This is a genomic window from Frankia sp. CoWAU3 (assembly GCF_977971855.1).
Genome location: NZ_CDWWXB010000019.1, coordinates 18,738 through 30,916 on the forward strand (window position 1 = coordinate 18,738; position 12,179 = coordinate 30,916).

Sequence of the window (12,179 nt, forward strand, 5' to 3'; positions counted from 1 at the left end):
CGCGGCCGAGCGGGGTGTTCTCCGCAGGCTGCGGGTGGCCCGCCCGTTCTCCCCGGCGGGCCAGGCCGGGACCAGGGACCAGCAGCCGTGGGGAGGGTCAGATGCCGGCGTAGGAGTGCAGCCCCGAGATGACCAGATTCACCAGGTAGTAGTCCACGAACAGGGCGCTGAAGGCCAGCAGCGAGATCGCCGCGGCCCGCCGCCCACGCCATCCGGCCGTCGCGCGGGCGTGCAGGTAGGCGGCGTAGCAGACCCAGGTGATGAACGACCACGTCTCCTTGGGGTCCCACCCCCAGTAGCGGCCCCATGCTGATTCCGCCCAGATCGCCCCGGCAATGATCGCGAAGGTCCAGATCGGGAACGCGAACGCGATGACCCGGTAGGACAGGGTGTCGAGCGCCGCCGACGACGGCAGGCGCATGACGATGCCGCCCCGGCGCTGCATGGCCTGGCTCGCGTCAGCCCGTCCGGCCGCGACCTCGGCCAGCCGATTTTCCCAACGCTCCTTGATGAGGAACAACACCGTGGTCACGGCGGAGACCAGGAACACCCCGCTGGCGACGATCGCACCGACCACATGGATCTTGAGCCAGTACGAGTTGAGCGCGGGCACCAGCGGTCCCGCAGCGACATAGAGCACAGTGCCGGCGAAACCAAGCGAGAGCACGACCGGCAGCATGACGAAGACGCCCAACCACCGGACCGGCTGCCGGATCATCAGGGCGAGAAACGTCGTGACCGCGATCAGGCAGATCATCGACGAGAACTCGTACATGTTGCCCCAGGGCACCCGGTCCGCCGCGAGGCCACGAGTGATAACGGACCCCAGGTGCAGCGTCCAGCCGACGACCGTCAGCGCGACGGCGATTCGCCCGATCCACCGGGCACGCGCGGGAACCGCCACGTCGCCGTCGTTACCGGCGGCCAGCGTGTGCGCGGCGTTCGCCCGCCGCCGGACAGCCTCGATCTCCCGGGCCCGGGCCGCAGCGAGGGCCACGGCGGCGGGGTCGGACGGGTCGATCGGGGCCGCGGCCCCGTCGGTCGGGCCGGCTGCCTCGGCGGGATCGGCGGCGGCGCCGATCCCGCCGGCCGCCGCCCCGATCAGCGCCGCCGGCTGCCCGGCCCCCTGCCGTGCCGGGACGGCCGCCGCCTCCTGAGCCACGTCGTGGCGCAGGCCGAGCCGGCTGAACGCGAACTCGGCCGCGTAGCCGAGCATCGCCGTGGCGTACACCGCCTCGCCGCTGCCAAACAGATGATCGGAAAGGCTGGCTACGCCCTCGTTGACCGCCATCAGTGCTCCCGTTCGCTGGCACTCGACGCGGCATCGCCGGCTGCGGTGCCACCCGGTTCGGTACTACTGGGTTCGGTACTGGCTGGTTCGGTACTGGCTGGTTCGGCGCCGCGCGATTCCGAGGCGGTCGGCACGGACCGGTCGGTGCCCGCGGGCCCGGTGGCCTCCCGGAGCAGGGTCGTGAGCTGGGCCAGCTCGACGGCGAACCCGTCGGCGTCGGAGCGGGACAGCCCACCGATCTCCACCGTGCACCCACCTGCGGCCGCTGGCCGGGCCCGCACCCATACCCGGCGGCGGCGCACCCGAAGACTCGCGATCAGCCCGATGATGATGAGGACCGCGAAGAGCAACGCCTCGCCCTTGAACGGGTCGGACTTGACCTGGAAGGTGGCGAACTCGGCTACGCGGTCGGCCTCGAGGCTCATCCCGCCGGGTAGCCCGGTAAGGGTGCGCTGCCGCGGGTTGTCGAGGGCCAGGACCTGCGCGGTGCGCTCGCTGCCCGCCGGACCCGTCATCGTGATCTGGCGCAGGTCGCGGGTGTCGACCGTGTAGACGTTCTGTGGAATGCCCTCGTTGAGATGGAGGTTGCCGACGAATCCCGTGATCGTCAGACCGGGCGCGCGGGCGGCGGGGAACGCGGAGACGTATCCCTGGGTCGGGTCGAGGCGGGTGGTCGGCGTGAACACGCCGCTGAAGGCCAGCTGCTGGGGCTCCTTGCGGGCGCCCAGCGCGGGCAGTCCGGTATCGGGGATCTTGACGGTGCAGGTTGAGGTGAACATGCCGTCCCGCGGGGTACACGGCACGTTCGCCTCCCAGACGACCTTGCGCGCGGCGTCGCGAAGCACGAAGTGCGGGGCGAATCCATGCCCGATGAGGTAAATCTTGGCGTTGCCGATCACCAGCGGATGGTTGACGCGGATGGTCGCCTTGCGGGTCGGGGCGTTCAGCGCGGCGGCATACGTGACGTCGGCGCGGAAGTCGGACGGCTGGCCGCTTGGCTGGAACGTGGCGTTGAACCGGTCCAGCGTGAGCGAGAACGGACGCAGCTTCGCGGTGTCGACGCGCTGACCAGCGTTGAACTGGTCATAGGAGATGATCGTGTTCGCGAACCCGCTCCCGGAAACGACGAGCACGGTCCCGGAGTATCCGTACCAGGAACCGAAGCCCACCGCGGCGAGCAGCCCCACCAGGGCAATGTGGAAGACGAGGTTGCCGGTCTCGCGCAGGTACCCCTTCTCCGCTGCGACGGAGTGGTCGGCAGTCCCCTTCGCGTCGTGGGCCTCCCCAGCCGTGGCCGTGGCCCGGAAGCGCCGTCGGCGCAGCGCCTGCCGGGCAGCCGCCATCGCGTCGGCGGGCTCCATCGGACTCGTCCAGGCGCTGCCGCCGGGCAGCCGGCCGGGCCGGGCCGGGGCCTTCGGCGGCGCGGTGAACAACGCTCTGGCATGCCAGCGGATCCGGGACGACAGGCAGCCAATCAGGGAGATGAACAGCAGCAGGTAGATCGCTGCGAACCAGGACGCGGCGAAGACGTCAAACCCGGAGAACCGGTCGAGCAGCGGACCGAGGGTGGGGTGGTCGGCGCGGTACTGCTCCACCCGCATCGGGTTGATGGCGCGTTGCGGCAGGAGCGATCCGGGCACGGCAGCCAGGGCCAGCAGGAACAGCAGCAGCAGCGCGGTACGCATGCTGGTGAGCTGACGCCAGGACCGGACGGCGAGGGCAAGGGCCGGATGCCGGGTGAACCGGCCACCGGCGCCGGGAGCGCGCCCCGGTCCGTCGGTCGGCGTACCGGGGTCGTCGGACGACGGACCGGCCGCGCTGTCCGGCGGGTCGAACGCCTCGGGGGCTGCGGCGCGGGCGTCGGCATGCCCCTCGGGCAGACGGCGCGCGCTGGCCGCCGCGTCGGAGCCGAATCCCGCGGACTCGACGGCGGAATCGAGGTCGGACTTCTCAAGGTCGGGCTTCTCAAGGTCGGACTCGACCTCGACAGTGTTGATGGATTCGACGTCGACGGACCCGGCGGCGAGTGGCGCGGGATCGACGGCGAGTGCTGCGGGATCGACGGTTCCGGACGCAGGCGCGAGCCGGGCGTTCGAACGGGTTGAGGAGGTCACAGCGACGTCTCCGAGAAGCCGGGGGCGTAGGGCCGTAGGTTCGCAACCAGGTCGGCCCACTCCCCCGTGAGTTGAAGCACTCCGACCGTGACGAGCAGCATGCCGCCGAGCAGGGTCAGGATGCGGGTATGCCGTCGCAGCACCCGCAGGGCGCCGACGGCACGTCGGAAAGCCAGTCCGACGGCGAGGAACGGCAGCCCAAGCCCGAGGCAGTACACCGCGGAGAGGACCGCTCCCCGCTGCGCCGTCGCGCTCGTCACCGCCAGCCCCAGGACGGCCGACAACGTCGGGCCGAGGCAAGGCGTCCAGCCGATTCCGAAGAGCGCCCCCAGCACGGGCGCGCCGAGCAGGCCGGACGCCGGCAACCGGTGGATGCGCCACTCCCTGTTCGCCCAGGACAGCCGGGAGAACACGCCGGCAAACGCGAGTCCCATCACGATGGTGACAACCCCGAGGAGCTGGCTGACGCCGACCTGATGGCGGGTGAGCCACTGCCCGAGCCCACCGAACGCCGCGCCGTAGGACACGAAGACCGCGGTGAAGCCGAGCACGAACAGACCCGTGCCCGCGGCGACCCGCCCCCCCGCGCGCAGCCGGTACAGCCGCGGCCCGGGCGACCCGGTCCCCTCGTCGTCCCGGGCGAGGGCACCAGGGACCGCCGCCCCGCCGGCCACCGCCATGCCCGGCACCGCTACGGACACCGCCGGCATCGCCGGTGCCCGGCCCGGCAGCCCGCCCGGGGTGGCGGCAACTCGCCTCGAACGATCCTGAAGCTCCGCCCCGGACAGGCCGGTGACGAAGCTGAGATAGCCCGGCACCAGCGGAAGGACGCAGGGGGAAAGAAAAGAGAGCAGTCCCGCCGCGGCGGCGACCGGCGCGGCGAGCAGGACCGGCCCGTCGGTGATGAGCCCGACCACGCTCACCGCGGGTCCTCCGCCCCGGGCAAACGGTGCCCGCTCACGCCTCGGCCTGCAGACGGCTCAACGCGGGCTTCAGGTCGTCGGGCAGCACACCACCGGTGAACCGGGCCGCGATCCGCCCGTTCTGGTCGAGCACGAACGTCGACGGGAGGCCCGGAGCGACCGGCCAGCCCGCGGCGAGGGTGCCCAGCTTGTCGACGATGCTCGGGTAGGACCTGCCGAAGTCCTGCGTGAAGGCCTTCGCACCGGAGACGGTGTCCTTCTCGTTGACACCGAGGAACGCCACCGTGGGGTTGTCCTTGGCCAGCTGGACCAGGCCTGGCGTCTCCGCGCGGCAGGGAGCGCACCACGAGGCCCAGAAATTGATCACAACGATCTTCCCTCGGTAGGACGAGAGGTCGAGGGAGGTCCCGTCGAGAGTCTTACCGGACAGGGGGGGTGCTGGATGCCGGTTTCCGGGGGCGGCGAAGTCCTGCCCGGCCGCCTGCTGGACGAAGCCGTAGCCCCCACCACCGGTGGCGTCGACCGAGTTCGCCCCGGGGGAGCAGGCGGCCAGCAGCCCGGCCGCCGCGAGCGCCACGGCGGCCAAGGCGATGCGTCCCGCCCGGCGGACACGGCGGGCCGACCAGGCCCGGCGTGTCCGCCGCATCGGGGCAATGCCTGTCACCGGCGGGCCCGACCTGTCATCCGACGCGGACCGCCATCCCTTCTCCGCCACGCGAACCAGTATGTGCCCTGCCCCTTCCCACCCGGGAACCTGTCTACGACCAACTGTAGAACTCAACTCAGGGTAGGTGGAGGGGCCGCGAGACGCGCATGGGCTTCTCGACGAAGGACACCTGTGGGCTCCATCTGCCAGGCGGGCACCGTTCCGCCGCCGTCACCGGCCGCCGGCCACCGGCGGGACCGGGAGCGGACAGTAACCGCGGATCTGAAAACGGGCCGTGACGGTGGCGCTCCCGGGGAAGGCGGTTTCGGCCCGTCGGCGCAGCTGGTCGGGCGCCCGGTGATGGCCGGTCGGGCCCATCAGAGCCAGGTCGACGATCTGGTCGGTGTTCAGCGTGAGCGGAACGTCAACGTGCTCGACAATGATCGGCTCGAACCGTCCGGTGGTCCGTTCGTCGAGCCGGTCGCTCTTGCCCGCCTGTATCCCGACGAGTCCGAGCGGGCCGTGCAGCTCGGCGAGATGGCCCGGCCCGGGGGTGACGACGATGAGCAGCCCGTCGGGGCGCAGCACCCGGTGCATCTGGGCCAGGTTGCGCGGCGCGAAGACGTCGAGGAGCACGGCGACGGCGTGGTCGGCCACCGGCCAGGGGGCGGCGACGTCGAAGGAGACCGCGCCGATCCGGGGATGGGCACGCGCCGCGCGACGCAGGGCGTACTTGGAGACGTCGACGGCGAGGCCGACGGCGTCCGGTCGCGCACCGACCACGCCGGCCAGATGGTGCCCGGTCCCGGCACCGATGTCGAGGATCACCCGACCGGGCGGCCCGAATGGCCCGGGCGGCCCGAATGGCCCCCCGGGGACGGGATACGCGATCTGGGCCAGCCGGGCGATGAGCGGCCCGTAGTGGCCACCACCGAGGAAGGACTCCCGCGCGGCGACCATGACGGCGCTGTCGCCGACGACCCGCCGAGTCCGGCCGGTGCGCAGGTTGACATAGCCGCCGCGGCCGACGTCGAAGTCGTGCCCGGCGGGACAGCGCAGGGATCTGTCCGCCGGGTGCAGCGCGGCGCCGCACACGGGGCAGCGCAGGAACGGCAGCACGGCCCGCAGGGCCGCGAGGGCCGGCGGGGCAGCGACGGCCGGCGCCGGTGACTCGGGACCGGTGGAGTTCGTCAGGCGCCGACCGATCCAGGCGTGTTCGCGGTCGGCCCGTTCGGCTCCGCGTACTCGACGCCGACGAGCTCGGACTCCCGGTAGACGGCCGTGGTGACGCTCGCCAGCCCGCACTGCCGCCGGTCGGGACGGTGCCAGAGGGGCACTCTCTCCAGGGCACGCCGAGCCGTCCAGACCGGAAGCTGGTGGCTGACGAGCACGACGTGCCGACCGGGGTGGGCGTCGCGCCATTCCACGACAGCCACGAGCATCCGCGCTGCGATCTCGTCGTACGGTTCGCCCCAGGATGGGCGGAACGGATTGAGTAGCAGGCGCCACAGGGCGGGGTACCGGACCACCGCCGGGCCGGCCTCGAACGTTCTGCCCTCGAAGGCGTTGCGGCTTTCGATCAGCCGCGGGTCGACCTGGACGGCGAGTGCGTGCGCCGCGGCGATGGGCGCAGCGGTCTGCTGGGCACGATCCAGCGGACTCGCGACCACGGCCGCGACGTCCAGCTCCGCGAGGAACTCCGCGGTGACCTTCGCCTGCTGCTGGCCCTTGTCGGACAACCGGAACCCCGGCAGCCGGCCGTAGAGGATCTTCTCCGGGTTGAAGACCTCGCCGTGGCGAACCAGATGCACCCGGGTCAACGAAGTCGGCTCCGTCATGCCCGCCCCTCGGGAGAGGCGGAGACGGTCACCGGCTCGGGTACCGCCGCGGCGGCACGTGCGGCCGCCGGTGCCGCCGCGGCGATCCGCTCCACCGTCTCGTCGTCATGCGCGGCCGAGACGAACCACGCCTCGAACGCCGACGGCGGCAGGTAGATCCCGGCGTCGAGCATGCTGTGGAAGAACGCCGCGTACCGGGCGGTGTTCTGCGCCTGGGCGCCGGCGTAGTCGACCACGGTGGCGGCGTCGGTGAAGAAGAAGCTGAACAGCGATCCGGCGCTGCTCGGCAGGTGGGCCACGCCCTCCTCGGTCAACGCGGTTGAGACGATCCCGGCCACGTCGGCGGCGCGGGTGTCGACGGTGGCGTAGACCTCATCGGTGCAGGCCCGCAGGGTGGCGAGTCCAGCGGCGACGGCAATCGGGTTACCCGACAGCGTGCCCGCCTGGTACACCGGGCCGGCGGGTGCGAGCCTGGCCATCACGTCCACCCGCCCGCCGAAGGCCGCCGCGGGCAGCCCGCCGCCCATCACCTTGCCGAAGGTGAACAGGTCCGGCGACCAGTCCTCGATCGCGCCCTCGTTGCCCCACCAGCCGGCGCGTGAGATGCGGAACCCGGTCATCACCTCGTCGAGAATGAGCAGCGCGCCGTGGATGTCGCACAGCCGGCGCAACCCGGCGTTGAAGCCGGGCAGCGGCGGGACGACCCCCATGTTGGCGGCGGCGGCCTCCGTGATGACCGCCGCGATCGTCTCACCGCGCTCGACGAAGACCGCCTCGACCAGCGCGAGATCGTTGTAGGGCAGAACGATGGTGTCCGCGGTGGCGGCGCCGGTGACTCCCGGGGTGTCCGGCAACCCGAGGGTCGCCACTCCGGAACCGGCGGAGGCGAGCAGCGCGTCAACGTGCCCGTGGTAGCAGCCGGCGAACTTGATGATGGTCGACCGGCCGGTGAAACCCCGGGCCAGCCGCACGGCGCTCATCGTCGCCTCGGTGCCGGAGTTGACCAGGCGTACCTTCTCGACCGGGCCGACCCGGTCGACGATCAGCTCCGCGAGCTCCACCTCCCCCGGTGTGGGGGTGCCGAAGCTGGTGCCGGCCGAGACGGCGCGCGACACCGCCTCGACGACGGCCGGATGGGCATGGCCGAGGATCATCGGCCCCCACGAGCACACCAGGTCGATGTAGGTACGCCCGTCCGCATCGGTCAGATAGGGGCCGTTGCCCGCCACCATGAAGCGCGGCGTGCCGCCGACGGCACGGAAGGCTCGGACCGGAGAATTGACCCCACCGGGAACAACACGCTCGACGCGCCGGAACAGCTCCTCGGATGCCGGCGCGGCAGACGGAACCACCATGCCCACGATCCTCGCAGGTCGGCCCCGCCTCCCGCTCCCCACGTGCCCGGTGGCACGCCGCGTCCTCCTCCCCGGTCCATGCTCCGCGTTGACCCACCCGCCACCATCGCTGGAAGCCATCGCTGGAAGCCGCCGGTGGACGGGGGTCTGCCCCGGCCGCCCACCGGCGGCGGCTCGTGCGCCCGGTCCTCCCCGGACACCCGCGGCCGTCGGTCGGCCGCTGTCCCTCCCAGGCCCCGGCGTTCGGCGATCCACCGCCGGTCGGCCCGATCCCGATGGGCGAGGACTACCGCGAGGGCTACAAGGAAGACGACGACGTTGTCCTGGTGGTTGTCCTGGTGCTGCTTGCCCTAATGGTGCCCGGTACGCCGCCCACACGACCCACTCCAGTCAATGATCATTATGGATCATGAGGCAAGCCTGGCCCACGCCGGACGGATTCCGCCTCGGGACGGCCGCGGGATGAGGAGCTTCTCGCCGAGGCAGGTAATACTCGCCCGTGGGCACGTGAGAACGGCGGAATCAGGCGGTCATAGCGACACGTGCCTTGCCAACAAATCGTTGAAGACCGCGACCGGCTTCGCCCAACCCAGCGTCTGCCGCAGCCTGCCATCCAGCTGTTCGGCGATTTTATCAAGCCCGGCCTGGGCATGCAACGACAGGCCGGTTCCCTTCGGAAAATACTGGCGCAGCAACCCGTTGGTGTTCTCGTTCGACCCGCGCTGCGACGGCAAGTGCGGGTCGCGGAAATAGACGGGCAGGCGGGTGGCGACGGTCATGTCGACGATCCGCCCACGGGCCACGGTCGCCCGGGACCGGTTCACCCGCCTGGCCCGGCCCTTGCGCAGCGCGAGCGTCAGCTGGGTCCGCAGCCCGCCACGGACCTGCGCCTCCACCGCCCGATAGACCTGCCCGCCGCCGTTACGCTCGATTTCTCGTGAGATCGTCGAGTGGTGCCGGCCGAATTCCTTCGCGATGAACCGAGCCGACCGGCTCGTGCTCAACTCCCGAGAAATCAGCTCCCGTTCCTCGATTGTCAACTGCTCCCGCCGGCCCATCCACCATCCAGTCCCCCGACGCCATCACGATCATCCCGTCCGGGCGTCGCTACGACCATTTGACCCCGCCGTCTGATGACCTCAGAATTCGCGGCACGCCGTCTTCGAGGTACTACACGTCAGATCTTCGGGGGACACTCGACGTGACAGAGACGCAGCCCGTTAACCAGCGTGTACTGAACAGCCCGAGTGATCATCAGTCGAAATTCGTTGGCGGCCTCGCCCTCAAGGACTGGCGAGGTCGTATAGTATGAATTGTAGAGTGCTGCCAGATCCAGTAGATAGCGGACGAGAATGGCCGGGCTATCCTCGCCTGTTGCTCTGGTAATCTTGCTTGGCAACTCCTGCAACTTGAGAATGAGCTGCGCCTCTTGGTCGCTGACCTCGAAATGTGTCAGGTCAACTAGACTCGGCACGGGCTTGCCCCATTTCCGTAGGATTGCCCGTGCGCGGCATGCGGTGTAGACGACATACGGTCCTCCTGACTTCTCGAAGGCCGTCAAGGTCGGAGAAAGATCTCCGCGAGCCATGGCGACAGTCGTCTTCATGTCCTGCTTGAGGTCGTTGAAGACGAGCGAGCCGACCGCCAGCTGCTGGGCGGCGACGGAGAGTTCCTCCTCCGTCATCGTGCCGCGCTCCGCAGACCTCTTCCAAAAGTGCTCGAATGACATCTTCAGTAGATCGTTCACTCCGGCGACGCTGTCTCGGCTTGAGAGCTTCCGGCCAGTCTTCTCATCGACGTAGAAGCCGAAGTAGATGTGCCGGAGGTCCAGTTCGTCACGGCCTGCGATACCCAGGACCTCGACAGCTTGAAAGAGCCGCGCGAAATGGACGCGCTGCTCTTGGCCCACGACATAGTAGATGCCGGACGGGTCGAAGATATCACGGCGGAGCTTGATGGCTCCGACGTCGCGTGTCGCGTAGATGCTCCGGCCGTCCGACCTGCGGACCACGAACCGCTCGTTTCCTGGAAGAGGAACGACGATGGCTCCGAGATCCTTCCGGGCGAACTCCACAGTCCGGTCGCGAACGGCGGAGGTGATCTCACCGGCAGACATGGCCTGCTCGATCTTGGCGATTTCCTCGCGCAGGCGACTCTCCGTGAACTCGAATGCCCGGCCGTCGCGCAGAGCGGTCTCGATCACCTCATTACCGGCCTGGAAGTAAAAGCTTTCACCGATCGTGAAGTCGATGTGGATGTCGAGTGCTTCATAGAAAGAACGGAAATCTGCAAGGCTCCAGTCCACCATCTTGGACCAGAGTTCCACCTCCTCGGAGTCTCCGCCCTCCAGCCTCGCAAAGCGGGCATCCGACGCCTCCACGTAACCCTTGAACGCAGACTCAAGCGCATCCTTGCTGTCCACGCCCGGGAAATAGCGCTGGAGCACGGCGGCATCCGATTCGCTGGCGCCGCCCAGCCCTCCGCCGGAGGCAACCACCCTCTCCAGCGCGCGGCGGATGGCGTAGATCTCCAGCAGGCGATCGTTCTCGGTCATGGCCGCGGGAAACATATCGCCGAAACGGCGAAACCCCTCCAGCATGAAACCGAATCCGCCGAAGTCATTGATGTGGTTCAACCGGTATACGAGCGCACCGCATGCTTGGTGTAGATTGCCGAGCACATGCCCAATGATAGTTGATCGGACGTGTCCAGCGTGAAGCTTCTTCGCGACGTTCGGCGACGAGTATTCGATGATGAGAGTCCGCCTGGCGGCACTGTCGTTCTCGCCGAATCTATCGCCAAGGCTGTTGATCCCCTGGACGGCCTGCGCCAGCCAGTTATCGGACAGCGTGAGATTGATGTAGATGCCTTTGGCGGTGGCCTCGGAAATTACCTTCTTGAGCTCCTCGACCTGTAGGGCCTCGATGGCCCGCGGAATGTAGGTCCTAACGAACTCTTTCGCGCCCGCCTCTTTAAGGAGCATCGGCATCTTAACCGTCACGTCGGCGCCGAACTTCTCTCGGGAGATCAACTCGATCTCTGCCGTGAGATCGGAACGCGCAAACTTCTCCTGCAATGCTTGCGTGACAATCGCACTTAGCCTTGCCAGCGGATAGTCGCGTGACGAAGGAAAGGCCGCGGGGCGAGACCCGCGAACCTGGTCGCGGAGATCTTCGATATCACGCCTACGCGTGGAGGTCACCTGGGCAAGCATATTCACGGCCCAGAGTTTATCAGGGCGGCATAGATTGGCTGGTGGAGGCGGTGTTTGCCCGTTCCTCATGTTGGGCGCTGGGCTTCGTGCGGACGATTTCGTGGCGGTTCGTCGGCACGGTGGCCGGGCTGGCACAGCCGATCCGAGCCCTCAGTCGGAGCATCGCTCGGCCCCGGTCCGCCAGCGCCCTGTCCGACCCGGGCGCGGACGAGTGCAGCGGCTGGGCCAGCACGCAGCCGACGAGGCCCTCGGCGGTGCTGGTCAGGCCGCAGGCCGGGACGGTGCCGATGGATCAGCCACCTGCCTCAGCCCGCCGTCGAAGCACGGACTGAGGCAGGAAGACCGCGCCCGAGACGCCGACCGGTGCGGTGAGCGTCGCGAGCACGAGCCCGGCTACGAACCCGAGGAAGATCGCTCACGCCGGTCGGGTCTTCCCGTCTCGCGTACCTGAACCAGCGCGGCGCCGTACCGGAGTGGCCAGCTATCGCGGCCATTGGCCATCTACTGGCCAGTCGCGACCGTGAGTGGCCATCTATCTGCGATCCCTACAACCGTCATACGCGTACCCGACCACCCCCCAACGGGCCACCATCGGCGTACCCGCTAATTGGGTACGTCTGAGGCGGCGCATCGGTGCAGCTCAGCGGGCGTCTGGCACGTACCCAAGTGGGCCAAGAGCGGAACTTGTCAAGATTTTTAGGACAAGATTCTTTGTGAACTAGCCTGTGTTCCGTCCCTGTCGTGATCTCGGTCGAGGGATGACTTCTGATCGTTCGGGCACGCCGTCGGCTGGTTCGG

8 protein-coding genes and 2 pseudogenes are annotated in these 12,179 nt (G+C 69.1%); all 10 read right to left on the reverse strand.

Features of this window, described 5'->3' with window-relative positions:
* Positions 1–97: 97 nt before the first annotated feature.
* Entirely contained in the window at positions 98–1,291 is a 1,194-nt protein-coding gene (gene ccsB, locus AC08ON_RS03795) for a c-type cytochrome biogenesis protein CcsB (protein ID WP_476616459.1), read from the reverse strand.
* On the reverse strand, positions 1,291–3,405 hold the full coding sequence (resB, locus tag AC08ON_RS03800) for a cytochrome c biogenesis protein ResB (RefSeq protein WP_476616460.1): 2,115 nt from the start codon (positions 3,403–3,405) through the stop codon (positions 1,291–1,293). The genes ccsB and resB overlap by 1 nt, the downstream gene beginning before the upstream one ends.
* Positions 3,402–4,328, reverse strand: a complete 927-nt coding sequence (locus AC08ON_RS03805; protein WP_476607114.1) for a cytochrome c biogenesis CcdA family protein — start codon at positions 4,326–4,328, stop codon at positions 3,402–3,404. The genes resB and AC08ON_RS03805 overlap by 4 nt, the downstream gene beginning before the upstream one ends.
* A gap of 34 nt (positions 4,329–4,362) precedes the next feature.
* Positions 4,363–4,992: a TlpA family protein disulfide reductase gene (locus tag AC08ON_RS03810; RefSeq protein WP_011434970.1), complete on the reverse strand. Its 630-nt coding sequence runs from the start codon at positions 4,990–4,992 to the stop codon at positions 4,363–4,365.
* Positions 4,993–5,205: 213 nt separating this feature from the next.
* Positions 5,206–6,093, reverse strand: a complete 888-nt coding sequence (locus tag AC08ON_RS03815) for a putative RNA methyltransferase (RefSeq protein WP_476607115.1) — start codon at positions 6,091–6,093, stop codon at positions 5,206–5,208.
* Between the two features lie 71 nt (positions 6,094–6,164).
* A complete protein-coding gene (locus AC08ON_RS03820; RefSeq protein ID WP_476607116.1) occupies positions 6,165–6,812 on the reverse strand; it encodes a histidine phosphatase family protein in 648 nt (215 codons plus the stop codon).
* On the reverse strand, positions 6,809–8,167 hold the full coding sequence (hemL, locus tag AC08ON_RS03825; RefSeq protein ID WP_476607117.1) for a glutamate-1-semialdehyde 2,1-aminomutase: 1,359 nt from the start codon (positions 8,165–8,167) through the stop codon (positions 6,809–6,811). Before hemL ends, AC08ON_RS03820 begins: the two co-directional genes overlap by 4 nt.
* 530 nt (positions 8,168–8,697) lie before the next feature.
* A pseudogene (locus AC08ON_RS03830) lies at positions 8,698–8,928 on the reverse strand (transposase); the annotation flags it as partial.
* A gap of 171 nt (positions 8,929–9,099) precedes the next feature.
* Positions 9,100–9,225, reverse strand: a pseudogene (locus tag AC08ON_RS03835) (helix-turn-helix domain-containing protein); the annotation flags it as partial.
* Positions 9,226–9,344: 119 nt separating this feature from the next.
* Entirely contained in the window at positions 9,345–11,381 is a 2,037-nt protein-coding gene (gene argS, locus AC08ON_RS03840) for an arginine--tRNA ligase domain-containing protein (protein ID WP_476607118.1), read from the reverse strand.
* Between the last annotated feature and the right edge of the window lie 798 nt (positions 11,382–12,179).

Excerpts from the sequence above, each read along its gene's own strand:
- AC08ON_RS03820 (WP_476607116.1), bottom strand. The coding sequence starts at position 6,812 with ATGACGGAGCCGACTTCGTTGACCCGGGTGCATCTGGTTCGCCACGGC.
- ccsB (WP_476616459.1), bottom strand. The coding sequence starts at position 1,291 with ATGGCGGTCAACGAGGGCGTAGCCAGCCTTTCCGATCATCTGTTTGGC.
- argS (WP_476607118.1), bottom strand. The coding sequence starts at position 11,381 with ATGCTTGCCCAGGTGACCTCCACGCGTAGGCGTGATATCGAAGATCTC.
- hemL (WP_476607117.1), bottom strand. The coding sequence starts at position 8,167 with ATGGTGGTTCCGTCTGCCGCGCCGGCATCCGAGGAGCTGTTCCGGCGC.